Source organism: Kitasatospora sp. NPDC056800 (assembly GCF_042789775.1).
Lineage (GTDB): Bacteria > Actinomycetota > Actinomycetes > Streptomycetales > Streptomycetaceae > Kitasatospora.
On record NZ_JBHUAL010000019.1, the window covers coordinates 1 to 24,802 of the forward strand.

At 74.8% G+C, this 24,802-nt stretch carries 19 protein-coding genes; 11 read left to right on the forward strand and 8 right to left on the reverse strand.

Features of this window, described 5'->3' with window-relative positions; genetic code table 11:
- Positions 1–179: 179 nt before the first annotated feature.
- The gene (locus ACFRQN_RS06600; RefSeq protein WP_380738717.1) at positions 180–2,378 is read right to left on the reverse strand and encodes an MMPL family transporter; all 2,199 of its coding nucleotides are present in this window, start codon (positions 2,376–2,378) and stop codon (positions 180–182) included.
- 568 nt (positions 2,379–2,946) lie between these two features.
- On the opposite strand from ACFRQN_RS06600, the gene ACFRQN_RS06605 reads away from it, so the two are divergent.
- The 4 genes from ACFRQN_RS06605 to ACFRQN_RS06620 all read left to right on the forward strand — a co-directional run bounded on the left by ACFRQN_RS06605 (position 2,947) and on the right by ACFRQN_RS06620 (position 8,301).
- Positions 2,947–5,181 (forward strand): MMPL family transporter, encoded by a 2,235-nt coding sequence (locus ACFRQN_RS06605; RefSeq protein WP_380738788.1) that lies wholly within the window; start codon positions 2,947–2,949, stop codon positions 5,179–5,181.
- Between the two features lie 157 nt (positions 5,182–5,338).
- A complete protein-coding gene (locus ACFRQN_RS06610) occupies positions 5,339–6,247 on the forward strand; it encodes a phosphotransferase enzyme family protein (RefSeq protein ID WP_380738719.1) in 909 nt (302 codons plus the stop codon).
- A 173-nt stretch (positions 6,248–6,420) separates the two neighbouring features.
- Positions 6,421–7,443, forward strand: coding sequence for a polysaccharide deacetylase family protein (locus tag ACFRQN_RS06615; protein ID WP_380738721.1), 1,023 nt, complete (start codon positions 6,421–6,423; stop codon positions 7,441–7,443).
- Between the two features lie 99 nt (positions 7,444–7,542).
- Positions 7,543–8,301 carry a DUF3592 domain-containing protein gene (locus ACFRQN_RS06620; protein WP_380738723.1) on the forward strand — a complete coding sequence of 253 codons (759 nt, stop codon included), beginning with the start codon at positions 7,543–7,545 and terminating at the stop codon, positions 8,299–8,301.
- Positions 8,302–8,341: 40 nt separating this feature from the next.
- Here the strand turns inward: ACFRQN_RS06620 and ACFRQN_RS06625 are convergent, their stop codons facing one another.
- Positions 8,342–9,043 (reverse strand): exonuclease domain-containing protein, encoded by a 702-nt coding sequence (locus ACFRQN_RS06625; RefSeq protein WP_049659490.1) that lies wholly within the window; start codon positions 9,041–9,043, stop codon positions 8,342–8,344.
- A 137-nt stretch (positions 9,044–9,180) separates the two neighbouring features.
- On the opposite strand from ACFRQN_RS06625, the gene ACFRQN_RS06630 reads away from it, so the two are divergent.
- Complete coding sequence (locus ACFRQN_RS06630) at positions 9,181–9,456, forward strand: hypothetical protein (RefSeq protein WP_375873928.1); 276 nt, start codon at positions 9,181–9,183, stop codon at positions 9,454–9,456.
- Positions 9,453–9,875, forward strand: a complete 423-nt coding sequence (locus tag ACFRQN_RS06635; protein WP_375873929.1) for a type II toxin-antitoxin system VapC family toxin — start codon at positions 9,453–9,455, stop codon at positions 9,873–9,875. Before ACFRQN_RS06630 ends, ACFRQN_RS06635 begins: the two co-directional genes overlap by 4 nt.
- Before the next feature lie 45 nt (positions 9,876–9,920).
- Here ACFRQN_RS06635 and ACFRQN_RS06640 read toward each other — a convergent pair whose 3' ends face one another.
- The 4 genes from ACFRQN_RS06640 to ACFRQN_RS06655 form a co-directional block, all read right to left on the reverse strand.
- Complete coding sequence (locus tag ACFRQN_RS06640; RefSeq protein ID WP_380738726.1) at positions 9,921–11,867, reverse strand: FtsX-like permease family protein; 1,947 nt, start codon at positions 11,865–11,867, stop codon at positions 9,921–9,923.
- On the reverse strand, positions 11,864–12,607 hold the full coding sequence (locus ACFRQN_RS06645) for an ABC transporter ATP-binding protein (protein ID WP_369808346.1): 744 nt from the start codon (positions 12,605–12,607) through the stop codon (positions 11,864–11,866). Before ACFRQN_RS06645 ends, ACFRQN_RS06640 begins: the two co-directional genes overlap by 4 nt.
- Before the next feature lie 98 nt (positions 12,608–12,705).
- The gene (locus ACFRQN_RS06650) at positions 12,706–13,224 is read right to left on the reverse strand and encodes a GNAT family N-acetyltransferase (RefSeq protein WP_380738728.1); all 519 of its coding nucleotides are present in this window, start codon (positions 13,222–13,224) and stop codon (positions 12,706–12,708) included.
- A 43-nt stretch (positions 13,225–13,267) separates the two neighbouring features.
- On the reverse strand, positions 13,268–14,542 hold the full coding sequence (locus ACFRQN_RS06655) for an SAV2148 family HEPN domain-containing protein (RefSeq protein ID WP_063780326.1): 1,275 nt from the start codon (positions 14,540–14,542) through the stop codon (positions 13,268–13,270).
- A 408-nt stretch (positions 14,543–14,950) separates the two neighbouring features.
- On the opposite strand from ACFRQN_RS06655, the gene glgX reads away from it, so the two are divergent.
- The 3 genes from glgX to treZ all read left to right on the forward strand — a co-directional run bounded on the left by glgX (position 14,951) and on the right by treZ (position 21,462).
- A complete protein-coding gene (gene glgX / locus ACFRQN_RS06660; protein ID WP_380738730.1) occupies positions 14,951–17,158 on the forward strand; it encodes a glycogen debranching protein GlgX in 2,208 nt (735 codons plus the stop codon).
- Positions 17,159–17,284: 126 nt separating this feature from the next.
- Positions 17,285–19,729: a malto-oligosyltrehalose synthase gene (treY, locus tag ACFRQN_RS06665; protein WP_380738732.1), complete on the forward strand. Its 2,445-nt coding sequence runs from the start codon at positions 17,285–17,287 to the stop codon at positions 19,727–19,729.
- Positions 19,729–21,462, forward strand: a complete 1,734-nt coding sequence (gene treZ, locus ACFRQN_RS06670; RefSeq protein WP_380738734.1) for a malto-oligosyltrehalose trehalohydrolase — start codon at positions 19,729–19,731, stop codon at positions 21,460–21,462. Before treY ends, treZ begins: the two co-directional genes overlap by 1 nt.
- Before the next feature lie 31 nt (positions 21,463–21,493).
- Here the strand turns inward: treZ and ACFRQN_RS06675 are convergent, their stop codons facing one another.
- Positions 21,494–22,387 carry a transketolase family protein gene (locus ACFRQN_RS06675; protein WP_049654926.1) on the reverse strand — a complete coding sequence of 298 codons (894 nt, stop codon included), beginning with the start codon at positions 22,385–22,387 and terminating at the stop codon, positions 21,494–21,496.
- 64 nt (positions 22,388–22,451) lie between these two features.
- Complete coding sequence (locus ACFRQN_RS06680) at positions 22,452–23,165, reverse strand: thiamine pyrophosphate-dependent enzyme (RefSeq protein WP_049654931.1); 714 nt, start codon at positions 23,163–23,165, stop codon at positions 22,452–22,454.
- A gap of 57 nt (positions 23,166–23,222) precedes the next feature.
- Between ACFRQN_RS06680 and soxR the strand changes: the two genes are divergently transcribed.
- Both soxR and ACFRQN_RS06690 read left to right on the forward strand, forming a co-directional pair.
- Positions 23,223–23,771 (forward strand): redox-sensitive transcriptional activator SoxR, encoded by a 549-nt coding sequence (gene soxR / locus ACFRQN_RS06685; RefSeq protein WP_380738736.1) that lies wholly within the window; start codon positions 23,223–23,225, stop codon positions 23,769–23,771.
- 100 nt (positions 23,772–23,871) lie between these two features.
- Positions 23,872–24,795 (forward strand): phosphotransferase family protein, encoded by a 924-nt coding sequence (locus ACFRQN_RS06690; protein WP_380738738.1) that lies wholly within the window; start codon positions 23,872–23,874, stop codon positions 24,793–24,795.
- Positions 24,796–24,802: the final 7 nt, after the last annotated feature.

The following is a 24,802-nucleotide window of genomic DNA, read 5'->3' on the forward strand; positions in this document are numbered from 1 at the left end:
CAACTGCTTCTACTGTAGCACGGTGCCCCGGGGGTGGACCGGGCTTTTTCCCGCCCCGGAGATCACGTTGGGTGCCCTCGCAACCGGGGCCGCGCCGCCCCGCCGTTGGGGGCCCCCGCCTGTTCGTACCGACCCGGTCAGGGCCGGGTCAGGGCACCGTTCACACCGACCCGGTCGGCTCAGCGCCGGCCGGCCGGCTCCGGCATCCCGTGGGCGCCGGCCACCGGGGCCGGGCCCTCGCCGTGACCGTGGCCGTGGCCGTGGCCCGGGGCGTCCGCGTGGCCGGGCCACCAGGCGCGGTGGCCGAGCAGCGCGGTGAGCGCCGGGGTGAAGAACATCGCCATCACGAAGGCCGCGATGAGGATGCCGATGGCGATCGAGAAGCCCATCTCGCTCATCATCGTGTTGCCGGCCAGCAGCATGGTGGCGAAGGTCGCGGCCAGGATGAACCCGGCGGCGGCCACCGTCGGGCCGGCGTGCCGGATCGCCTGGCTCGCCGCCTCGCGGGGGCTGCGGCCCTCCTGGGCCTCCTCGCGCAGTCGGGCGATCATCAGGATGTTGTAGTCGGTGCCGAGCGCGACCACGAACAGGTAGATCAGGATCGGCAGCATGAACATCAGGCCCTGCTCGCCCTTGATGTTCTGGAACAGCAGGGTGGTGGCACCGAGGGTGGCGCCGAAGCCGAGGCCGACCGAGGCCATCAGGTACCAGGGGGCGACCACGCTGCGCAGCAGCAGTCCGAGGATCACCATGATCAGGACGGCGGCTATCGGGAAGACCAGGCTGTAGTCGTGGGCCATCGCCGTGTTGATGTCCTTGTACACGGAGGTGGTGCCGGCGACGTAGGCCTTGGTGCCGGCGGGCGCGTGGTCGTGGGCGACCTTGCGGACCTCGCCGATGGTGTCGATGGCCTTGTTGCTGGCCGCCTCGTCCTTGAGGACGACGGTGATGTCGGCGGTGAGCCCGTCCTTGCTGACCCCGTGCTCCGGGTCCGGCAGGGCCGCGCTGGAGACGCCGTCCACCTTGCCCAGGTCCGCCACGTAGCCCTTGAGCCCGGCGACGTCGATCTTGTTGCCGTTCTGGCTGGTCAGGTAGATGTGCGCGGGGTCGGCGGCACCGGCCGAGTAGGCCTTGATCATGGTGTCCTGGACGACCATCGACTCCTTGGTCTTCGGCATCGAGCTGCCGGCCATGTCGAAGGTGCCCTGGTAGCCGAGCGCGGCGACCGCGAGGCCGGCCATCACCAGGCCGGAGAGCAGGGCGGCGGCGCCCGGGCGGCGGCCGACGCTGCGGCCCATCGCGGCGAAGCGGGCGTTGGACGGCTCGCGCTGCCAGGCCTTGGAGGGCCAGAACAGGACCTTCTCGGGGATCAGGCAGAGGATCGCGGGCACCAGGGTGACCGAGGCGATCGCCGTGACGGCCACCGCGATGGCCAGCGACGGGCCGAGCGCCTTGAACATGCCGAGGCTGGACAGGACGAGCACGGCGAAGGCGACCACGACGGCACCGGCGGCGGAGGCGATCGCCTCGCCGACCCGGCCGACGGCGTTGGCGACGGCCTGCTTGCGGTCGTCACCGGCCCGCAGCCGCTCGCGGTAGCGGAACATCAGGAACAGGAAGTAGTCGGTACCGACGCCGTAGAGCACGACGGTGAGGATCTGTTCCATCGAGTTGTCGGCCTTGAGCCCGAACAGCTTGCTGGCGTCCGCGATCAGGCCGTTGGCGACCATCGAGTAGATGATCACCGAGAGGATCGGCAGCAGCGCGATGATCGGGCTGCGGAAGATGATCCCGAGCGTGAGCAGGATGATCACGACCGTGCCGAGGCCGATGAGCATGCCGGCCGTCTTGCCGGCGTCCTTCTGGTCCAGGTTCATCGCGGCCGGGCCGCCGACCTGGAACTTCAGGGTGCTGCCGGAGGCGAGCGCGGTGCCCTCGTCGCGGAGCTTCTTCGCGGCGTCGGTGAACTCGTCCGACTGCATCTTGGTCTTGTCGATGGAGACCATCGACATCGCGTACTTGTGGTCCTGGGAGTAGGACGCCGGAGAGACCGGGACGACCAGCTCGACCAGCGGGATCTTCTTGTCGGCCAGCCCCTGGGTGACCTTGGCCATGGTCGCCGCGTCGCCCTCGTCCAGCTTGCCGCCGTCGGTGCGCTCGAAGAGCAGCAGCGCGGACGGCGAGATGTTGGACGGGAAGGCCTTCTGCTGGAGCTCGGCGGCCTGGATGGACTCGTAGTGCTTGGGCAGGAAGGCGGCCTCGTCGGTGTTCGCCTTCAGCGGCGGGGCGGTCGCGACGATCGCGACCGCGGCGATCAGCCATGCGCCGATCACCCACCAGGGGCGGCGTACGACGAATTGTCCTAGTCGGTGGAACATGCTCGTGTGCCTCCTGGGCATGGTTCACCGCAGCCCTTGGGGGACGGGACGCTGGGCGACGGCAGGACCGGCGCGGGGAGTGCCGAGGGCACTCCCTTGCCGGTCGGCAGGTAAGTAGGTTTGGGGCATCATCCTACGAGTACTTGCTTGCCGCCCGGCAAGGAGCCCCCGTGTGCTTCAACCCCCGTCGGGCCGCCCGAAGCGGCCCCGGCCCAGTCTCTCCCGGACGCACCCCTCCTGACCTCGTGCTCCGGGTGGAGTCATCTCCCCCTCAGGGTGGAGGAGCATCCCCTACCCCCCAGGAGGAGATCTCGGGGTCGGAGGGTAGGGAAAACCCCACCCGGGCCCCGAAGGAAGCACCAGGAAACGGCCACCCGCCAGCCGGATTACCCGTCAGGACCGGCTTCCCTACTGTCGATCGGGACGCCGGAGCGCAGCCGGCGCACCCCAGAGCGGCGGTCCCCCGACCCAGGGCCCCCGCCGCTCCCGTCCGGCGACGACCGCCGCTCTCCCAGGGGGGGAAACCACCGTGAAGCCCGTGAAGTCCAGACTCGGCCTGGCGGCCGCGATGGGCGCCTGGAGCGCCCGGCACCGCAAGACCGCCGTGTTCGGCTGGCTGCTCTTCGTCGTCCTGGCCGCCGCGCTCGGCTCCGCCCACGGCAGCGTCAGGATCACCGACGCCGAGTCGGTCCCCGGACAGGTCTCCCGGGCCGCGCGGATCCTCGACGAGGCCGGGCTGAAGAGCCCGGCCGGCGAGACCGTCCTGGTCCAGAGCGCCACCCGCACCGCCGACGACCCGGAGTTCCGCACCGCCGTCGGCCAGGTGGTCGCCGCCGTGAACGGCACCGGCCGGGCCGCCGAGGTCCGCTCGCCGTACGACACCAAAGCGGTCTCCGCCGACGGCCACTCCGCGCTCGTGACGCTGACCCTCAAGGGCGACCGCACCGAGGCCGCCGACCAGGTCCAGCCGGTGCTGGACGCGGTGGCCGGCGTGCAGAGGCAGCACCCGGGCCTCACCGTCGTCCAGCTCGGCGACGCCAGCTCCGGCAAGTGGATGCGGGACCAGGTCGGGAACGACTTCGCCCGCGCCGAGTGGACGGCCGTGCCGCTCGCCCTCGGCATCCTGCTGGTCGCCTTCGGCGCGCTGGTCGCCGCCGTGCTGCCGGTGGTGCTCGCGCTCACCGCCTTCGTCGCGGCCGCCGGACTGGTCGCGCTCGGCAGCGGCTTCCTGCACACCAGCGGCGACGCCTCCTCGGTGATGCTGCTGGTCGGCCTCGCCGTCGGCGTCGACTACTGCCTCTTCTACCTGCGCCGCGAACGCGAGGAGCGGGCCGCCGGGCGCGACGCCGCCACCGCGTTGGCCGTGGCCGCCGCCACCAGCGGCCGGGCGGTGCTGGTCTCCGGCGTCACCGTGGTGGTCGCCATGGCCGGGATGTTCCTCACCGGGATCGCCACCTTCAAGGCGATGGCCTTCGCCACCATCCTGGTCGTGATCACCGCCGTGCTCGGCTCGCTCACCGTGCTGCCCGCGCTGCTGTCGATGCTCGGCGACCGGGTCGAGAAGGGCCGGGTGCCGTTCCTCGCCAAGCTGCGCCGCCCGGACGCCGCGCGGACCGGCGGACGCTTCTGGAACGCGGTGCTGACCCCGGTGCTGCGCCGCCCGCTGGCCGCCACCCTGCTCGCCGGCGCCTTCCTGCTGGCCCTGGCCGCGCCGCTGCTCACCATGCACACCGCCAAGCTGACCTTCCAGCAGCAGCTGCCCGCGGGCAACGCCCTGGTCGCCGCCTCGCAGAAGATCGAGGCCGCCTTCCCCGGCAGCCCCGCCCCCGCCACCGTCGTGATCAAGGCCGCCGACATCGACTCCCCCGCGATGACCGCCGCGATCGCCGACCTCAAGGCGAAGGCCCTGGCGAGCGGGCGGATGCACGGACCGGTGGAGGTCACGGTGCACGCCGACAGGAACGTCGCCACCGTCGACATCCCGCTCAACGGCACCGGCAACGACGCCACCAGCAACGACGCCCTGCGGACCCTGCGCGAGGAGCTGGTGCCCGCCACCGTCCTCACGGTGCCCGGCACCGAGGCCCCGGTCACCGGCGACACCGCCGGGTCGTACGACTTCAACCGGAAGATGGGCGACTCGATGCCGCTGGTCTTCGGCTTCGTGGTCGTCCTCGCCTTCCTGCTGATGCTCACCACCTTCCGCTCCCCGGTCGTCGCGGCCACCGCCGTGGTGCTCAACCTGCTCTCGGTCGGCGCCGCGTACGGGGTGCTGACCCTGGTCTTCCAGCACGGCGTGGGCGCCTCGCTGCTGGGCACCGCCGGGGTCGGCGCGGTGGAGTCCTGGGTGCCGCTGTTCCTCTTCGTGATCCTCTTCGGGCTCTCGATGGACTACCACGTGTTCGTGGTCTCCCGGATCAAGGAGGGCCACGACCGCGGCCTGCCGACCCGGGCCGCGATCGCCGACGGCATCCGCTCCACGGCCGGGGTGGTCACCAGCGCCGCGGTGATCATGGTGGCGGTGTTCTCGGTCTTCGGCTCGCTGTCCATGCAGGTGATGAAGCAGATGGGCGTCGGCCTCGCGGTCGCGGTGCTGATCGACGCCACGGTGATCCGCGGGGTGCTGCTGCCCTCGGTGATGACCCTGCTGGGCGACCGCAACTGGTACCTGCCGCGCTGGCTGAACTGGCTGCCGGACCTCTCGCACGGCGAGCCCGTCCCGCCCGCCGGCGCCGACCGGGGCCTGCCCGCCCAACCCGTCGGGCCGACGGAGGGGGCCCGCCACCGCCGGGCCGGGGTCTGAGCCTCCCCGGCCTCCCCGACCCGTTCGACCTGTCCGACCCGTCCGGCTTGTCCCACCCGCCCGACGCGTCCGGTGCCGGGCCCCGCAGCGCGCGGGGCCCGGCGTCCGTGCGTCATGATGATCACCGTCCGGGGTCCCCCGGATGAACGTCGGCGGAATGGGAACCCCAGTCATGATCCCCTTCGACGAGGGCCGCGCCCGGCTGCTCCTCGCCCAGGCCTGCGAGTCGGCCGGGCTGGCCGCCCCCGACGGGGCCACACTGCTCGCGCTCGGCGAGAACGCCGTCTTCGACCTCGGCGACCCGGCCGTGGTCGCCAAGGTCGGCCGCGGTCCCGAGCTGTACGACCGGGCGCACCGGGAGCTGGCGCTCGCCCACTGGCTGGCCGGCCAGGACGTGCCGGTGGTCCGCCCGTACGACGCGGTGGCGCCCGAGCCGCAGCTGGCCGACGGCCACCCCGTCACCTTCTGGCACCGGCTCGCGCCCGCCGTCCGGCCCGCCCGCCCGGTCGACCTCGCCCCGCTGCTGCGCGCCCTGCACCAGCTGCCGCCGCCGCCCTTCACCCTCGGCCGGCGCGACCTGCTGGCCCCGGTCGAGCGCTGGCTGGCCTCCGCCGAGGGCCACGTCGACCCGACGGACGTCGCCTTCCTGCGCCACCGCCGCGACGCCTTCGAGGCCGCCCTGCCCGACCTCGTCCCGCGGCTGCACCCCGGGGTGATCCACGGCGACGCGCTGCCGCGCAACATCCACGTCGGCCCGGACGGGCCGGTGCTGCTCGACCTGGAGTTCATGGCGAACGACCTGCGCGAGCACGACCTGGTGGTCCTCGCGCTCAGCCAGGACCGGTACGGCGTGCCCGCCGAGGAGTACCGCGCGTTCACCGAGGCGTACGGCTGGGACGTGCGCGAGTGGCCGGGCTTCACGGTGCTGCGCGGCGCCCGGGAGACGGCCAGCGCCTCCTGGGTGGCGCAGCAGGCGGCCAGCAACCCGGCCGCGCTGAAGGAGTTCCGGCGCCGGGTCGACTCGCTGCGGGACGGGGCCACCGAGGTGCGCTGGTACCCGTTCTGACGGGCGCCTCCGGTACCCGCGGCGGCGCGGGGCCGCCACCGGGGCGAGTGTGAGAAGACTCTTACGGCGGTTCGGTCCGGTCGGCAACCGGTGCACGTACGATCGGCGTCCTATCGGACAGTCATCCTGACCCGAGAGATCGGCACCGTACTCGCACCTCAGGAGCCGCCGCCATGCACCGGACCGCCCGCCGCCCCTCCGCCCCGAACCGACTGTCCCGATCCCGGCGCCGGCTGCTCGCGGGCTGTGCCGCGGTGGCCGCCGCCCTGGGGCTGACCGCGTGCGGGACCGCCAGCGGGGCGCTCCAGCCGCCGAGCGCGGCGGCGACCTCCGGGACGGCGTCCCCGGCCGACGCCCGGCCGAGCGGGACGGCGGCGACCGCCCTCACGCCGACCCCCGGCTCCGACGCCGTGCCGCCGGGCGCGGGCTCCCCGGCCGCCTCCCCCGCCTCCCCTTCCTCCCCGTCGGCGCCGGCCAAGCCGCACCCGCCCGCGGCCACCGGCACCCCCCTCTCCACCACGCCCACCGCACCGGCCACCCCGACCGCACCGGCCGCCGACCCGTCCTCGCCCGCCGCGCCGCCCCCGCACACCGGGGCGGGCACCGTGATCGGCTCCACCGCCTCCGGCGGCCGCACCGTCGCGCTCACCTTCGACGACGGCCCCGGCCCCGCCACCGGCCAGGTCCTCGACCTGCTGGCCCAATACCACGCCAAGGCCACCTTCTGCCAGATCGGCCAGAACGCCGCCGCCAACCCCGCCATGGTCAAGCGGATCCTGGCCGCCGGGCACCGGCTCTGCGACCACAGCGTCCACCACCCGCAGCCCTTCGCCAAGCTCCCCCACGACAAGGCCGCGTACGAGATCACCGCCGCCCGGAACATGATCCTCCAGGCGGGCGGCCCCGGCACCGAGGTCGGCTGGTTCCGCGCCCCGGGCGGCGGCTTCAACGCCGACAACGAGCACATCACCGCGAGCCTCGGGATGTCCTCGCTCGGCTGGTCCGTCGACCCGCGCGACTGGGCCCGCCCGGGGACGCCGGCGATCGTCTCGGCCGTGCAGAAGCAGCTCAAGCCCGGCGGCGTGGTCCTGATGCACGACGGGGGCGGCGACCGCGGCCAGACCGTGGCCGCGCTCAAGCAGCTGCTGCCCTGGCTGGTCGCCCAGGGCTACACCTTCGACTTCCCTGCCGCGTAGGGCCGTCGGGGCCCGCCGCCGCGGAGTTTCCCCCTCGTTCACCGACCGGACCGCGGGCGCGCGTACCGCCCGCCCCGGCCGTCGCACTAGCCTCCGGGCATGACTGCCGGTCCCCCGTCGAGCAAGCAACTCCCGTACCTGGAACCGCGCCTGGGCTTCGGCCGGGCGATCGCGGCACTGCTCCTGCTGGCGCTGTGCGCGGTGGCCGGCCGGCTGTTCGCGGCCGGGGTGGTCGCCTACCGGGAACCGGAGACCTGCACCCAGCAGCTCTGCCTCGGCTCGGCCGCCACCCAGGCGTACTGGGCCGGCGCCCTGTTCTGCTGGCTGACCGGCATGCTGGCGGCGGGCCGGGTCGGCCGCTCCCCCGGAGCCGGGGCCCCGAACCGGCTTCCCCCCGGCGGCGTGCTGTTCCTCGCCCTGCTGCTCGGGCCGCTCGGCGCGGCCTTCGGCCCCGGCGGACCGTACCGGCCCGCCCTGCCCGCCCTCGTGATCCTGGCGGCGCTCACCCTGCCGCTGGTCGTCCACTCCGAGTCCCGGCTCCGCGCGCAGCACCGCGCGTACCGCGCCGCCCGGACGGTCGCCGACCGGCTCGCCGCCCACGGGGTGAGCACCGCCGGCACCGTCACCGCCGTCCAGCCCGGCGAGCCCAGCGGCTACGCCCAGCCCCAGTTCCGGCTCACCGTCGGCTACACCACCCCCGACGGCGTCCAGCGCAGCCTGGTCTGCGCGATCCGCATCCAGGCCTACCTCGCGCCGAGGGTCGGACAGCTGATGACCGTCCGCTACGACCCGCTCGCGCCGGACACCGCCGAGGCCGCCATCGTGCCCCCGCCGGAGGGTGTCCGACCGCAGGCCTAGGTGTTCCGTCCCGTGAGGTCGGGGACGCGGCCGGCGGGCCTCACCGGGCGGGCCAGCGCGGGTCGACCACCGCCTGCGGGTCCTTGCCGCGGCGCAGCCAGGCCTGGAGGCCCTCGGCCCACTGCCGGTACCAGTCGATCTGCCGGCGGTGCAGTTCCGCGAGCGGCACCGCCCCCACCTCGGCCGGGTAGCGCCCGGCCAGCGCGACGGCGACCCGGACGGCGGCCAGCGCGTCGCTGCCCGCCTCGTGGGCGTCCGTCAGCTCCACCCCGTACAGCTCGCAGACCCGTTGCAGGGTGCGCGAGCCCTTGCGGTACTTGTCCACGGCCCGGTCGATCACCAGCGCGTCCAGCACCGGCCCGACCGGCCGCCCCAGGCGCTCGGCGAGCGTCGCCAGCCCGTGCCGGCGCAGCTCGGCGTCGAGCAGCGACAGGTCGAACGGCGCGTTGAACGCCACGACCGGCCGCCCGGCGGCGATCCGCTCGCACAGCGCGGCGGCTATCTCCTCCACCGCCTCCTTCGCCGGCCTGCCCTTGCTCCGCGCCACCTCGTCCCCGATCCCGTGGATCGCCTCCGCCTCGGCGGGTATCGGCACCCCCGGGTCGATCAGCCAGTGCGCGGCGTCCACCCGGGCGGCCCCGACGGTGTCCACGAGCGCGGCCGTGACGATGCGGTCCACGGCCGGGTCGGTGCCCGTGGTCTCCAGGTCGAAGCCGACCAGTGGCTGCTGCCACCAGCTCATCAGGTGTGTCCTTCCGTCCTGCCTCTCGAAACAGCCCCTATCATCACCCGCCCCACCGACAACCCGTCCCGCGGGGAGCCCGATCATGGACCCGGTCGCCCTACGCTGTCCCTCGGACCCGCACGAAGGAGCCGACCATGAGTACCGCCCCGAACCTGCCCGTGCCCCCTCACCGGCACGACGAGCCCCATCCGCTGCGGACCATCAGAGAGATCCGCGGGTCACTGCCCGAGGACCAGGTCGAACACTTCGACGCCGAGCTCGCCGACACCGACATCGACGCGCTTCCCGCGATGCTGCACCGCTGGGCGACGCTGGGCACCGACGGCTTCCTGGACTTCCTCCTGACGACGCCCTTCGACGGGCTGGAGTTCGGGGCGCGCTCCTACGACGACGAGGGCGACCCCGAGTGACCTATCTGCTGGACACGAACGTGGTCGCCGAAATCACCACGCGGCCGAAGCCGGCCCCCGCCGTCATCGCATGGGCCCGGTCCGTCCCGGCCACCGAGCACTCCCTCAGCGTCATCACCGTCGCGGAGATCGAGGCAGGCGTCAGAGCCGTCTCCGACCCGGCGCGTCAGGCCGCTCTCGGACGGGTCCTCGACGGCCTCCGGGCGGAGTACGAGGGGCGGATCGCCGTCATCGGAGAGCGGGAGGCCGCCGCATACCTCTCCGTTCACCGTCGACTCAAGAGCCTCGGGGCCACCATCGATCCGCCCGACGCGCTGATCGCGGCCACGGCCATCGCGAACGGCTGGACGCTCGTCAGCCGCAACGTCAAGCACCTGGCGCGGACCGGTGCGACCGTGCTGAACCCGTGGACGTACTGACAGCCCGTCACGCCCGACCCGGCCGGGCGTGACGGGAGGCACGCGCTACCGGGCCGGGGGCCGGGTGGGGAGGGCGAGGCGGGTGGGGAGGACGCTGGAGGCGACGGCGAGCAGCAGGCACAGGAGGGTACTCGCGGCGAGCGGGGTCCAGGGCAGGCGGAGGGGGACGGCGGCCTGGCCGGCCAGGACGCGGTGGTTGAGCAGCGCGGTGGTGCCGTACTGGGTGAGCGCGGTGACGGCGAGGGCGAGCAGGGCGGCGGTGGCGACGACCAGGACGGCCTCCAGGGCGACCATCCACGTCACCTGGCGGCGCACCGTCCCGGCCAGCCGCAGGACGGCGAAGTCGCGGCGGCGGTCGGCGGTGCTCATCACCATGGTGTTGACGATGGCGATCAGCGCGTAGAGCAGGGCGGGCCCGAGGATCGTGGTGGTGGCGATCCAGGCGTAGTGGGCGCCGGGGTCGGGTCCTGGGTCGCGCGCGTCGGTGAGGGTGCCGCCGAGCCGGTCGGCCGGTTCGGCGTCGAGGTGGACGGCGGCGGGGCGGGCGTCGGCGAGGTGGCCGGCGGCGGCCTCGCCGCTGAGCAGGACCTCGTCCAGGCCGAGCTGGGTGCGGTAGACCAGGGCGAGCCGCAGGCTGGTGACGGTGCCGTCGGCGAGGCGCAGGTTGACCTGGTCGCCGAGCTTCCAGCCGTGGCCGCGGGCCTGGTCGGTGGAGGCGGCGAGGGTGGCGCCGTGCAGGTCGGCGGCGCTGCCGTCGACGGCGGGCAGGGTCCAGGCGGTGGCGAGGTCGCCGTCGACGACGGTGGCGGCGGAGGGCACGCTCGCGGGCGAGTCCTCGCCGTGGTCGTCGAAGTCGGCGGTGGCGGCGCCGAGGCCGGTGACCACGGTGGCGGTGGTGGCGGTGGCGTGCAGGTCGGGCCGGGCGGCGGTGAGCCGGTGGGCGGCGTCGGCGGGCAGCGGGGCGGCGGCGGGGCGCAGCACGTACCGGGCGGCGGTGGTGGCCCGGTTCTGGGCGGTCATGGCGTCGGCGAAGGCGGCGGTGGAGCCGATCACGGTGCCGGTGAGCGCGATGGTGAGGAAGGCCGGGGTGGCGGTGGAGACGGTGCGGCGCACGGCGGTGAGGGCGTTCTGCCGGGCGAGCAGCGGGGCGGCGGCGACGGCCCGGGTGAGCGGGGCGCTGAGCAGCCGCAGCAGCGGCGGGACGACGGCCGGTGCGAACAGGGCGAGCACGGTGATGGCGAGCAGGTCGGCGCCGAGGACCCACTGGGAGGCGAGTTGCGGGTCGGCGGGCTGGTCGCCGGGGGCGGCGGGCAGGGTGGGCGCGGCCAGGTAGTAGCCGACGGTGGCGGCCAGGGCGGTCAGGCCGAGCAGCGCGCCGGTCCAGCGCAGCGGGGTCATGACCCGGCGGTCGGCGGCGGCGTCGCCGAGCGCCTCGACGGCGCGCACCCGGCCGGCCCGCAGGGCGGCGGTGACGGCGCCGAGCAGGGCGACGAGCAGGCCGACGGCGGCGGCGAGCAGCATCGGCCCGGCGGCGGGGCGCGCGGTGAACCCGTCGGGGGCGGCGCCGCGGGCGGCCAGCCAGGCGGCGAGGGCGGGGGCGCCGGGCAGCGAGAGCAGGCAGCCGCTGACGGCGGCGGCGAGGGCGACGGCGGCGGCCTCGCCGGTGATCAGCTGGACGATCTGCCGCGGTGTGGCGCCGACGGCGCGCAGCATCGCGATCTCCTGGCGGCGCTGGGCGACGGCGAAGGCGAAGGTTCCGGCGACGACGAAGACCGCGACGAAGGCGGCCATCGCGGCGGTGAACTGGAGCACCTTGTGCAGGGAGGGCGCGCCGAGCGGGGAGTCGTCGCCGGCGGTCTCGTTCAGCAGGCTGCCGGTGGTGGCGACGAGCAGGACGCCGAGGGTGAGGGCGACGTAGGAGCCGGCGAAGGCGGCCTTGCGGCGGCGCAGGCTCGCGGCGGCGACGGGCAGCAGGGTGAGCGGTGAGGTCATGCCGCCGTCTCCAGGGCGGTCATCCGCTCGGCGACCTGCTGGGCGGTGGGGCGGGGCAGGTCGTCGACGATCCGGCCGTCGGCGAGGAAGAGGACGCGGTCGGCGTAGCCGGCGGCGACGGGGTCGTGGGTGACCATGACGGTGCTCTGGCCCTCGCGGTCGACGAGGTCGCGCAGCAGGGCGAGGACGTCCCGGCTGCTGGCGGAGTCGAGGGCGCCGGTCGGCTCGTCGGCGAACAGCATCCGGGGCCGGGTGATCAGGGCGCGGGCGATGGCGACGCGCTGCTGCTGGCCGCCGGAGAGCTGGGAGGGCAGGTGTCCGGTGCGCTCGCCGAGGCCGACCTGGGCGAGGGCCCGGCGCACCTGCGCGGGGTCGGGTCGGCGGCCGGCCAGCCGCAGCGGCAGGCCGACGTTCTGTTCGGCGGTGAGCGAGCCGACCAGGTTGAAGGCCTGGAAGACGAAGCCGATCCGTTCGCGGCGCAGCACCGTCAGTTCGGTCTCGCCCATCCCGGAGAGGTCGGTCCCGTCCAGGGTGACCCGGCCGCTGTCGGGCCGGTCGAGGCCGGCGCAGCACTGCAGCAGGGTGCTCTTGCCGGAGCCGGAGGGGCCCATGACGGCGGTGAACCCGCCGCGGGCGAACTCGACGTCCACCCCTCTGAGTGCCCGTACGGCCTCCGGCCCGGTTCCGTAGGTGCGGTGTACGTCGTCGAGGCGCAGTACGGCCCCGCTCTCCCCCGTGATCTTCACGGGGGCTACACCTACCACGGGGGTCACGGCCCTGACCAGGACGTTTGGGGGAATCGTTATGCCGCCAGTTATGCCGTCAGCTGCGCCGTCGGTTACGCCGTCAGCCGTCGTGTCCCGGCGTGGACTTCGGCGCGGGCTTCGGCTTCGCGGACTCCGGTCCCGCCGACGGGGCGGTGCAGGTGGACGTCGACCGGGTCCTCGTGGACGACGGTGAAGCCGTGGCGTTCGTACAGCCGCTGGGCGGCGCCGCCGCGGAGGACGACGAGGCGAAACGGTTCTCCGGCGGCGTCGGCCTCGGCGAGGAGGTGGCGCAGGACGGCGGTGCCCAGGCCCCGCCCCTGGAGGTGCGGGGCCAGGTAGAACAGCTCCAGGTGGCGTCCGCCCCGCTCGTCGGGGCGGACGGTGACGCAGCCGGCGAAGGCCCGGTCGACCAGGAGTACGGAGGTGTACCTGGTCGAGAAGGACGCCCGCACCCGCTCGCGGGAGCGGGCCGGGTCCCAGCGGCCGAGGCGTTCCAGGTCGGCGCGCATGACCCGGGCCTTGAGGTCCGTGACGGGTTCGAGGTCGTCGGGGGTGGCGGGGCGCAGGCTCCAGGCGGGGTCGCTGTTCACGGCCCGCAGTCTGGCAGCCGCGCCGCCGCCCCGACCAACCGGCCTAGGAGACGGACCGGGAGTCGGCCCAGATGCCCTCGAACTCCTCGCGGTAGACCTCCAGCAGTCCGGGCTCGGTGCCGCCGGGCTGCTGGCCGGCGCCGCCGCGCAGCACCAGGGCCGGGGACTCCATGCCGCGGGCGCGGCGCAGGTAGGGCTGGATGACGCCGAGGTCGCGGCCCTGGCGGCGGCCGCCGGCCTGGCCGGGCGTGCGGGGGCCCTCGACCAGGTAGGCGGTGAAGCGCGGGGTCTCGTCGAAGACCCGGATCTCGAAGCCGCCCTGGTCCCGCAGCCGGGCCCGGACCCGCCGTACGTGCATGATGTTCATCTCGATGGAGCGGGACAACTCGCTGCGCCCGAGGCCGAGTTCGCGTTCGCGGCGGCGGACGGCGCTGCTCGCCGGGTTGAGGAAGAGCAGCCGGACCCGGCAGCCTTCGCCGGCGAGGCGCACCAGGCGCTTGCCGGTGTAGTTCTGGCAGAGCATGCCGAGGCCGATGCCGAGCGCGTCCAGCCGCCGGGCGCCGTCCAGCAGGTCCTCGACGGGCAGGTCGCGCTGGAGCCGGACCCGGTCGGCGTGGACGGCGACGACGTCCGCGTACCGGCCGGCCACCAGGGACTCGACGACGTCGGCGGGCACCCCGCCGGCGCCGCCGTCCAGCACGGCCAGCAGCCGGGCGGCGGCGCGTTCGGTCTGGGCCAGCACGGTCTGGGTGAGCACCCGGTTGCGGGAGACGACGTGCCGGGCCACCTCCAGTTCGTCCAGCGCCAGTTCGATCTCGCGCCGGTCGGCGAGGTACGGCTCGAAGCAGGGCCAGTGCTGCACCATCAGTTCGCGCAGCTGGGGCAGGGTGAGGAAGACCAGCGGGTCGTCGTCGGCGGGGTCGAGCAGGTAGCCCTTGCGGCGGCTGACCTCGCGCACGGCGCCGGCCCGGTGCGCCCACTCCTCGCCGGCCGGGCCGGCCGCGGCGGTGACCCAGTCCTCGCCGTGGGCGGGGGCGTAGATCGGGTGCAGCACCTCGTCGACGAGGGCGCGCAGCCGCTGTTCGACCAGGTTGAGCCAGACGTAGGCGCGGCCGGACAGCCGGACCCGCTGGTAGGCGTCCTCCCACTCGGCGGCCGACCAGGCCAGGGCGGGTATCTCGACGGGGCCGCTCTGGGCGGGCACCAGGGCCCGGCCGGTCAGGGTGGGGCGCATGACCACCGTGGGCGCCTCGCTGCGGGCCGCGCCCCGGCCGGGCCCGTCGGGCCCGGTGCCGCGGCCGCCGGCGGGGAACACCATGCGCCACCTCATCTGGTCGCCGCACCGACCCCCGCGGGCGCGGGGACCGTTGACGGGCTGTCGGGAGTCGGCCCAGGCGGCCGGACGATCAAGGGTACTGCCCGTCGCGAGCCGCCCGCAGCCGGATGCCCGGGGGCTCTCCCGCACCACCGGGAGCACTCTTCACACGAATGCCCGACGGGCGCTCGTTCGGCCCAACCCGGGCCGGATCTCCCGGACGCCGGGGGAGGGCTCGGGGAGTATGCGCTGTGCCGCGCGTCACGGCGACTGTGCCGTGCGTCACGGCGCACGCTTGCGCACATGCCCGGCCGTCCGGCCGGGAAGAGAGCGTCCGGGTCCGGGCGGACGGCCGGGCCACTCATCGGACTACACGTCAGTTTCCGTCGGCAGCAAGGAAGTTGAGGAGTCATGCAGGTCTGGCCCGGTACTCCCTACCCGCTCGGCGCCACCTACGACGGGGCCGGCGTCAACTTCGCGGTGTTCTCCGAGAGCGCCGACCGGATCGAGCTGTGCCTGATCGCCGAGGACGGCTCCGAGACGGCCGTCGAGCTGCGCGAGACGGACGCCTTCGTCCGGCACGCCTACCTCCCGGGCATCCAGCCCGGCCAGCGCTACGGCTTCCGCGTGCACGGTCCGTACAACCCGGGCCTGGGCCAGCGGCACAACAGCGCCAAGCTGCTCCTGGACCCGTACGCCAAGGCGATGAGCGGCCACATCGACTGGGACGAGTCGGTCTACGGCTACCACTTCGGCGCCCCCGAGCGCCGCAACGACCTCGACTCCGCCCCGCACACCATGCACTCGGTGGTCGTCAACCCGTACTTCGACTGGGGCACCGACCGCCCGCCGCGCACCGACTACCACCGCACCGTCATCTACGAGGCCCACGTCAAGGGCCTCACCCGGCTGCACCCGGGCATCCCCGAGGAGATCCGCGGGACGTACGCGGGCCTGGCCCACCCGGCGGTGATCGAGCACCTGGCCAAGCTCGGCGTCACCGCGATCGAGCTGATGCCGGTGCACCAGTTCGTCCGCGACCACCGGCTGCGGGACCTGGGCCTGGCCAACTACTGGGGCTACAACACCGTCGGCTTCTTCGCCCCGCACTCCTCCTACTCCTCCACCGGCGACCGCGGCCAGCAGGTGCAGGAGTTCAAGTCCATGGTCAAGGCGCTGCACGCGGCCGGGATCGAGGTGATCCTGGACGTCGTCTACAACCACACCGCCGAGGGCAACCACCTGGGGCCGACACTGTCGCTGCGCGGCCTGGACAACGTCTCCTACTACCGCCTCGCCCGGGACCAGCGCTTCTACGAGGACACCACCGGCACCGGCAACAGCCTGCTGATGCGCAGCCCGCACGTGCTCCAGCTGATCATGGACTCGCTGCGCTACTGGGTCACCGAGATGCACGTCGACGGCTTCCGCTTCGACCTCGCCGCCACCCTCGCCCGGCAGTTCCACGAGGTGGACCGGCTCTCCTCCTTCTTCGACCTGGTCCAGCAGGACCCGGTGGTCTCCCAGGCCAAGCTGATCGCCGAGCCCTGGGACCTCGGCGAGGGCGGCTACCAGGTGGGCAACTTCCCCCCGCTGTGGACGGAGTGGAACGGCATGTACCGGGACACCGTGCGGGACCTGTGGCGCGGCGAGACCGCCGCCCTCGCCGAGTTCGGCTCCCGGCTCACCGGCTCCTCCGACCTCTACCAGGACGACGGCCGCCGGCCGATCGCCTCGATCAACTTCGTGACCTGCCACGACGGTTTCACCCTGCGCGACCTGGTCTCGTACAACGAGAAGCACAACCAGGCCAACGGCGAGGAGAACCGGGACGGCGAGTCCTTCAACCGCTCCTGGAACTGCGGCGTCGAGGGCCCCTCCGCCGACCCGGCCGTCGAGGAGCTGCGGGCGCGCCAGCAGCGCAACCTCATCGCCACCCTGATGCTCTCCCAGGGCGTGCCGATGCTCTCGCACGGCGACGAGCTCGGCCGCACCCAGCTGGGCAACAACAACGCCTACTGCCAGGACAACGAGCTCACCTGGGTGCACTGGCCGCAGGACGACGGGCCGCAGGCGCGGCTGCTGGAGTTCACCCAGGGGATGATCTGGCTGCGCCGCGACCACCCGGTGTTCCGGCGGCGGCGGTTCTTCCACGGCCGGCCGGTGTCCGGGCGGCCGGGGGCGGCCGGGCCCGCCTCCGCCGTACCGGGCCGGGGCGGGCACGGCCCCGGCGCGCTAGGCCCGGGCGGGCCGGCCGTCGGCGGGTTCGACGACCTCACCGACATCGCCTGGTTCACCCCGGCCGGGGAGGAGATGACCAAGCGCAACTGGGGCGCCAGCTACGCCAAGTCGCTGACCGTCTTCCTCAACGGCTACGCGATCTCCGAACCGGACCGGCGCGGCGGGCGGATCGTCGACGACTCCTTCCTGCTGCTGTTCAACGCCCACTTCGAGCCGCTGGAGTTCACCGTGCCCGCCGACCACGGGCAGGAGTGGCAGGTCGTGGTCGACACCGCCCGGTCCCGGCTGCCCGCCCCGGGGACGGGCGCCCGGGTCAAGGCCGGGGACTCCCTCTGGCTCACCGACCGCTCGCTGATGGTGCTGCAACGGCCCGCGTAGCACGGTGACGGCGGCCCCGGACCGGCTCGTACGGGGGCGCGCGGCGCCGTCGGACGGCCGGGGCGGTCACCTGTTCGGGTCAGCAGCGGGTCTTGGCGGCGGCCTCCCCCGGGTACCTATGGAGCTATGACCCCCGCCGCCGAGCCCGCGCAGCCCCGCCCGGCCGCCGCCGTCCCCTCGTCGTCGTACCGCCTCCAGCTCCAGCCCGGCTTCACCCTCCGCGACGCCACCGCCGCCGTCCCCTACCTGGCCGCCCTCGGCGTCTCCCACCTGCACCTCTCCCCGCTGCTGGAGGCCGTCCCCGGCTCCACCCACGGCTACGACACCGTCGACCACACCAGGATCAGCGAGCAGCTCGGCGGCGAACCGGCGCTGCGCGCGCTGGCCGCCGAGGCGCACCGCCACGGCCTGCGGCTGATCGCCGACGTGGTGCCCAACCACATGGCCGTGCCCGCCCCCGAACGGCTCAACCGGCCGCTGTGGCAGGTGCTGCGCGACGGGCCCGACTCGCCGTACGCGCACTGGTTCGACATCGACTGGACCGCCCAGCCGGGCCCCGCCGACGCCCCCGGGCGCGGACGGGTGCTGCTGCCGCTGCTCGGCGACCGGCTCGGCGCCGTGCTGGACCGGCTCACCGTGGACGGCGACACCCTGCGCTACCACGAGCACGAGCTGCCGCTGCGCCCCGGCACCTCCGGGCTCCCGCTGGAGGAGCTGCTCGCCCGCCAGTGGTACCGGCTCGCCTGGTGGCGCCTGGCCCGCACCGAGCTCAACTACCGGCGCTTCTTCACCGTCAACGAGCTGATCGCGCTGCGCGCCGAGGACCCGGAGGTGTTCGCCGCCACCCACGCCGTCCTGCTCGCCCTGCACGCCGACGGCGTCCTGGACGGCTTCCGGATCGACCACCCCGACGGGCTCGCCGACCCGCGCGGCTACCTGCGGCGCCTGGCCGACGCCACCGGCGGGGCGTACGTGGTGGTCGAGAAGATCCTCACCGGCGAGGAGCGGCTGCCCGAGGACTGGCCGGTGGCCGGCACCACCGGCTACGACGCGCTGCGCCGGATCGACGGCGTGCTCCTCGACCACGCGGGCGCCTGCCGGCTGGCCGGGGCGTACGAGTCCTTCCTGCACGGCGGCCCGGTCCGGGACCTCTGCGCGGACCCGCACCCCGCGGTCGCCGAGGCCCGGCGCGGGCGGGCCGACATGACCGGGCCGGACGGCGAACTCGCCGCCGAGGTCGAGCGGCTGGTCCGGATCGCGCTGCGGATCGGCGCCGCCGAGCCCGCGCACGCCGACCACGCGCCGGGGCAGCTGCGCGCGGCGCTCGGCCGGCTGCTCACCGGCTACCCGGCGTACCGGCCGTACGCCCGGCCCGGCGAGGCCGTCCCGGCCGCCTCGGCGCGGCAGCTGCGGGCCGCCCTGGACGGCTCCGCCGACCCGACCGACCGGCTGGTGGCCGCGCTCGCGCTCGGGGAGCTGGGCCGCGGCGCGGACAAGGACGAGTTCTGCGCGCGCTTCGCCCAGACCGCCGCCGCGGTGGCCGCCAAGGGCGTCGAGGACACCGCCTTCTACCGCTGGAACGCCCTGCCCGGCCTCAACGAGGTCGGCGGCGAGCCGGCCCGGCCCGGACTGCACCCGGCGGAGTTCCACGACTGGTGCCGCGCCCAGGAGCGCACCTGGCCGCACGGCATGACGGTGCTCTCCACCCACGACACCAAGCGCAGCGCCGACGCCCGGGCCCGGCTCGCCGTGCTCGCCGAACGGCCGGACGCCTGGGCCGCCGAGGTCGACGCCTGGTCTACCGCCGCGGGCCCCGCCGCGCCCGGCCTCGACCGGGACGCCGACTGGCTGCTCTGGCACACCCTGGTCGCCGCCTGGCCGATCGACCCGGACCGGCTGGCCGCCGCCCTGCTCAAGGCCGTCCGCGAGGCCAAGCTGCACACCTCCTGGACCACCCCCGACCCCCGCTACGAGCGGGCCCTGGAGCAGCGCGCCCGCTCCGTCCACGGCAACCCCGGGCTGCTCCCCCGGGTCGAGGGCGCCGTGCACGCCCTCGCCCCGTACGCCCGCGCCAACACCCTGGCCGCCGCGCTGCTGCACCTCACCGTGCCGGGCGTGCCGGACCTCTACCAGGGCGGCGAGGAGCCGCTGTACACCCTGGTGGACCCGGACAACCGGGGCGTGGTGGACCTCGGCGCGCTGGCCGTGCGGCTCACCGACGCGGCCGCGCCGCGCCCCGGCGACCTCGCCCGGGAGAAGCTGCACCTCACCGCCACCGCGCTGCACCTGCGCCGCTCCCGGCCGCTCGGCTCCTACCGCCCGCTGCCCGCCGCCGGCCCGGCCGCCGACCACCTGCTGGCCTTCGCCCGGGGCGCGGACGTGGTCACCGCCGTCACCCGGCTGCCGTACGGGCTGGAGCGGGCCGGCGGCTGGCGCGACACCGTGCTGGAGCTGCCGGCGGGCGGGCCGTGGACGGACGAGCTGACCGGGCGGGGCTTCCCGGCGGGCGCGGTGCCGGTCGCGGAGCTGCTGACGGCGCTGCCGGTGGCGCTGCTGACGAGGAGGGGCTGATGCCGGTCTACCAGGTGTGGGCGCCCCGCGCCGCCACCCGGGTACGGGTCGAAGTCGACGGCACGGCCCACGAGTTGGCCCGCTGCCCGGACCGGGACGGCTGGTGGTCCGGCGAGGCCCCGGCGGGCGACTACGCCTTCCGGCTGGACGACGGCCCGCCGCTGCCCGACCCGCGCTCGGCCCGGCAGCCGTACGGCCCGGACGGGCCCAGCCGCGCCGTGGACCACGCCGGGTTCCGCTGGTCGCGGACCGGCTGGCACGGCCGGGCACTGCCCGGCGCGGTGCTGTACGAGCTGCACGTGGGCACCTTCACCCCCCGCGGCACCTTCGAGGCCGCCGCCGAACACCTGGACCACCTGGTCGAGTTGGGCGTGGACTTCGTCGAGCTGATGCCGGTCTGCCCGTTCCCCGGCAAGCACGGCTGGGGCTACGACGGGGTCTCGCCCTGGGCCGTCCACGAGCCCTACGGCGGGCCCGAGGGGCTCAAGCGCTTCGTGGACGCCGCCCACCGCAAGGGCCTCGGCGTGGTGCTGGACGTCGTCCACAACCACCTCGGCCCGTCGGGCAACTACCTTCCCGCGTACGGGCCGTACTTCACCGACCAGCACCACACCCCGTGGGGCGCGGCGGTCAACCTGGACGCGCCCGGCTCGGACGAGGTGCGCGCCTACCTGATCGGCAGCGCGCTGGCCTGGCTGCGCGACTACCGGATCGACGGACTGCGGCTGGACGCCGTGCACGCCCTCGCGGACGACCGGGCCGTCCACTTCCTGGAGGAACTCTCCACCGAGGTCGGGACGTTGGCGGCCGCCACCAACCGGCCGCTGTTCCTGGTCGCCGAGTCCGACCGCAACACCCCGGCCACCACCACCCCGCGCGAGGCGGGCGGGCAGGGCCTCACCGCCCAGTGGAGCGACGACTTCCACCACGCCCTGCACTGCGCGCTCACCGGCGAATCCCACGGCTACTACCGGGACTTCGCCCGCGAGCCGCTCGCCGCCCTCGCCCGGACGCTCACCCGGGGGTTCTTCCACGACGGCACCTGGTCCTCCTTCCGCGGCCGCACCCACGGGCGCCCGTTCACCCCGCTCGACGCGGGCCACCGGCTGCTCGGCTACCTCCAGACCCACGACCAGGTCGGCAACCGGGCGCTCGGCGACCGCGTCTCGGCCGGCCTCTCCCCCGGCCGGCTCGCCTGCGGCGCGGCCCTGGTGCTCACCTCTCCGTTCACCCCGATGCTCTTCATGGGCGAGGAGTGGGGCGCCGCCACCCCCTGGCAGTACTTCACCGACCACACCGACCCGGACCTCGCCGAGGCCGTCCGACAGGGCCGGCGGCGGGAGTTCGCCGAGCACGGCTGGGCCGCCGAGGCCGTCCCCGACCCGCAGGAACCCGCCACCGTACTGCGCTCGGTCCTCGACTGGACCGAGCTCCGGCGCGCCCCGCACAGCGAACTCCTCGCCTGGTACCGGACGTTGATCCGGCTGCGGCGCGAACGGCCGGAACTGTCCGACCCCGACCTCGGCGCCGTACGGGTCACCCACGACGAGGCGGCGGGCCTGCTCGTGGTGCACCGGGGGCCGTACCGGATCGCCGTCAACCTCGGGCCGCGGGAGGCCGCACTGCCGCTGGGGGCCGCCGGGCGCGAGGTGGTCGCGGCCTTCGGGGCGGCGGAACTGGACGGGACGGCGGTGCGGGTGGCGGCGGACGCGGTGGCGATCGTGCTGACCTGAGCCGTCGGACCCGACCGGCTCACCCGGCCGGCTACCAGAGGAAGGTGCCGATCCGCTCCCGCAGCGACGGGGCGTCCAGGCCGTAGGCGGCCAGGTGCTCCTCGATCGAGCCGTAGTGCCGGTGCTCCTCACGCGGCACGCCCAGGCCCAGCACCCGGTGCGGGCGGTCGGCGAGCGCCGCGTGCGCCTCGTTGGCGGAGGTGCCCGCCAGGTACGGCTCGACCAGCACCACGTCCGCCCGGTCACCCAGCGCCGCGCGCAGCCCGGCGGCGTCGAAGGGGCGCACCGTCGCCGCGTACAGCACGGTGACGTCCAGGCCCCCGGTGGCCGCGAGCACCGCGTCCAGCATCGGCCCGACGGCGAGCACCACGCCGCGCGAGCCCGTCCGGACGGTGGCGAAGCGGCCCGGCTCGACCGGCACCGCGGCCGCGTTCTGGTGCCCCGAGAGCCGCACGTAGACGTTGCGGTCGCCGTCCGCGTAGGCGTGGCGCAGCAGCCGCTCGGCCTCGTCCGGGTGGCCGGGGACGTGGACCGTCCAGTCCGGCAGGGTGTCCAGCAGGGCGACGTCGCCCGGGGACATGTGGGTACGGCCGCCGGCCGGCCAGTCGTACGAGCCCGCCGCGCTCACCAGCACGGCGCCGACGCCCTGGTGGACGAGGTCCAGCTTGACCTGCTCGAAGGGCCGCTCGATCAGGAAGCTGGCGAAGGTGTGGGCGATCGGGCGCATCCCGGTGAGGGCCAGGCCGCCGGCCGCGCCGACCAGCAGCTGCTCGCGGATGCCGACGTTGACGACCCGGTCGGGGTGGCGCTCCTGGGCCGGGGCGAAGGCGGCCGCGGTGATGTCGGCGAGCACCACGGCCAGCCGGGGGTCCTCGTCCAGCAGGCGGGTGGTGACGTCCACGAAGCGGTCGCGCATGGTGTCCATCGGTGAAGTGCCTTTCGTTGCGGGGGTGGTCGGTGGTCGGGTCCGGCGGGGGCGGGCCGCCCGCTCAGGAGTCCTTGGGCTCGACCCGGGCGACCACCACGTGCGGGCGGCCCGGATGCTCGGCGGTGTAGGCGCGGTGCAGCGCCTCGTGGTCGCGGCCGTCCACCGTCGCGGTCGACCAGCCCTCGGCCGCGAACCGCTGGGCGAGGCCGCCCTGCCAGCCGTGCGTGGCCGAGGAGTTGTCGATCACCACCACGTGCAGCCGGTCCAGTCCGTACGCCCCGGCGAAGGCCACCGCCTCGGCGTTGGAGCCCTCGTCGAACTCCGCGTCGCCGACCAGCACCCACACCGCCGGGTCGGTCAGGCCCTGCGCCCGCAGCCCGAGCGCGGTGCCGACGGCCAGCGGCAGGCCGTGCCCGAGCGAGCCGGAGGCGATCTCCACGCCGGGGACCAGCGTGCGGTCCGGGTGGTGGCCGAGCGGCGAGTCGTAGCCGCCGAAGCTCGGCAGCACCTCCGGGGAGATGAAGCCCTTGGCCGCCAGCACCGCGTAGTAGGCCATCGGGCCGTGGCCCTTGGAGAGCAGGAAGCGGTCCCGGTCCTGGGCCTCGGCGGTGGCGGGGGTGACCCGCAGCACCCGGTCGTACAGCACCCAGAGCGCGTCCAGGGTGGAGGTGGCGGCGGGGCCGTGCTTCTCGTCGCCGGTCATCAGGCCCATCAGGGCCGAAAGGTCCTCGAACCGGGCCCCGGTGGCGGTGCCCGCAGTCGCGTTCGTCGTCATGACCACGATGGTGCAACTTAAAGCCAGCTTGAGGTCAAGCGGTTACAGTGGGCTCCCATGACCGCCCATTCCGACGGCCGTCGGACCCCCGGCCCGCACCACACCGACCTGCTCACCATCGGCCAACTCGCCGACCGCAGCGGCCTCGCCCCCTCCGCGCTGCGCTACTACGAGAGCCTCGACCTGATCCAGGCCACCCGCACCACCGGCGGCCAGCGCCGCTACACCCGCGGCACGCTGCGCCGGATCGCCTTCATCCGCGCCGCCCAGCGGGTCGGCCTCTCCCTGGACGAGGCCCGGGTCGCCCTCGACCGCCTCCCCGAACGCCCGGCCCCCAGCGGCACCGAGTGGGACCGGGTCGCCGGGTCCTGGCAGAGCCGGATCGACGAGCAGATCGCCGAACTGGAGCGGCTGAAGGCCAAGCTCACCGGCTGTATCGGCTGCGGCTGCCTCTCGCTGACCCGCTGCGCCCTCTACAACGCCGCCGACCGCGCCGGCGAGGCCGGCCCCGGCGCCCGCTACCTGCTCACCCGCGACCCGGACACCGGGCCCGAGCCGGTCCCGCCGGCCGTCGAGGCCTGCGGCACCCGCCGGAGCGGGCGCTGACCGCCGGAGCCGACACTGGCCGCCGGAGCGGGCGCTGACCGCCGGAGCCGGTGCTGAAAAGCCTTTGCGCTGCGGGTGCCCGCCTGCTTACGGTGCCGCCGTGCTGCCCTTGGTGCTGACGGACGAGGAGTGGGACGCGGTCGTCCCCGACGAGACGGTGATGCGCCCCGGCGCGGAGGCGCTCTGCGCCCGGCTGGGCCTCGCCGGCCTGCCCCTGGAGCGCTTCCCGGAGGGCTCCGTCCCGGTGTACGCGGTCGGCGACGCCCTCGTGCTCAAACTGTTCCCGGCGGCCGGCGCCCGGGACGCCATCGTCGAGGAGCGCGTGCTCACCCGCCTGGACGGCGCCCTGCCGATCCCCACCCCGTCCCTCCACCAGGCCGGCGAGGACGCCAACGGCTGGCGCTACCTCCTGATGTCCCGGCTGCCCGGGCAGGGCCTCGCACCCGCCTGGCCGCGCATCCCGCGGCCCGACCGCGAACGGATCGGCCGCCGCTGCGGCGAGGCGCTCGCCGCCCTGCACGCCCTCGACCCCGAACCGCTCGCCGACACCCTCGGGCCCGGCGACTGGCCGGCCTTCCTCGCGCGCCAACGGGCGGGCGCGGTGGACCGCCAGCGCGAGCGCGGGCTGGCCGAGGAGTGGCTGGAGCAGATCCCGGACTTCCTCGCCGCCGCCCCGCTCCCCACCGCCCCCGGGCGCGCGCTGCTGCACACCGAGTTCATGCGCGAGCACCTGCTCACCGACCCCGCCGACGGCTGGCGCCTCACCGGCCTGCTCGACTTCGAGCCCGCGATGATCGGCGACCCGGCCTACGACCTGGTCGCCGTCGGCCTCTTCACCACCCGGGCCGACCCGCACCTGCTCGGCCACCTGCTGGACGCCTACGGCCGCGCCGTCGACCCGCGCCTGCTGATGGCGTACACGCTGCTCCACGTCTACAGCAACCTGCCGTGGTACCTCCGGGAGTTGAAGCCCTCGGCGCGGACGCTGGACGCCCTCGCCGAGGAGTGGTTCGGGGTTTCCTAGGGACGTT

What these genes read in the sequence shown, in the direction of transcription:
- ACFRQN_RS06600 (WP_380738717.1), bottom strand. Translation starts at nt 2,378, where the DNA reads ATGTTCCACCGACTAGGACAATTCGTCGTACGCCGCCCCTGGTGGGTG.
- ACFRQN_RS06605 (WP_380738788.1), top strand. Translation starts at nt 2,947, where the DNA reads ATGGGCGCCTGGAGCGCCCGGCACCGCAAGACCGCCGTGTTCGGCTGG.
- ACFRQN_RS06610 (WP_380738719.1), top strand. Translation starts at nt 5,339, where the DNA reads ATGGGAACCCCAGTCATGATCCCCTTCGACGAGGGCCGCGCCCGGCTG.
- ACFRQN_RS06615 (WP_380738721.1), top strand. Translation starts at nt 6,421, where the DNA reads ATGCACCGGACCGCCCGCCGCCCCTCCGCCCCGAACCGACTGTCCCGA.
- ACFRQN_RS06620 (WP_380738723.1), top strand. Translation starts at nt 7,543, where the DNA reads ATGACTGCCGGTCCCCCGTCGAGCAAGCAACTCCCGTACCTGGAACCG.
- ACFRQN_RS06625 (WP_049659490.1), bottom strand. Translation starts at nt 9,043, where the DNA reads ATGAGCTGGTGGCAGCAGCCACTGGTCGGCTTCGACCTGGAGACCACG.
- ACFRQN_RS06630 (WP_375873928.1), top strand. Translation starts at nt 9,181, where the DNA reads ATGAGTACCGCCCCGAACCTGCCCGTGCCCCCTCACCGGCACGACGAG.
- ACFRQN_RS06640 (WP_380738726.1), bottom strand. Translation starts at nt 11,867, where the DNA reads ATGACCTCACCGCTCACCCTGCTGCCCGTCGCCGCCGCGAGCCTGCGC.
- ACFRQN_RS06655 (WP_063780326.1), bottom strand. Translation starts at nt 14,542, where the DNA reads ATGGTGTTCCCCGCCGGCGGCCGCGGCACCGGGCCCGACGGGCCCGGC.
- glgX (WP_380738730.1), top strand. Translation starts at nt 14,951, where the DNA reads ATGCAGGTCTGGCCCGGTACTCCCTACCCGCTCGGCGCCACCTACGAC.
- treY (WP_380738732.1), top strand. Translation starts at nt 17,285, where the DNA reads ATGACCCCCGCCGCCGAGCCCGCGCAGCCCCGCCCGGCCGCCGCCGTC.
- treZ (WP_380738734.1), top strand. Translation starts at nt 19,729, where the DNA reads ATGCCGGTCTACCAGGTGTGGGCGCCCCGCGCCGCCACCCGGGTACGG.
- ACFRQN_RS06675 (WP_049654926.1), bottom strand. Translation starts at nt 22,387, where the DNA reads ATGGACACCATGCGCGACCGCTTCGTGGACGTCACCACCCGCCTGCTG.
- ACFRQN_RS06680 (WP_049654931.1), bottom strand. Translation starts at nt 23,165, where the DNA reads ATGACGACGAACGCGACTGCGGGCACCGCCACCGGGGCCCGGTTCGAG.
- soxR (WP_380738736.1), top strand. Translation starts at nt 23,223, where the DNA reads ATGACCGCCCATTCCGACGGCCGTCGGACCCCCGGCCCGCACCACACC.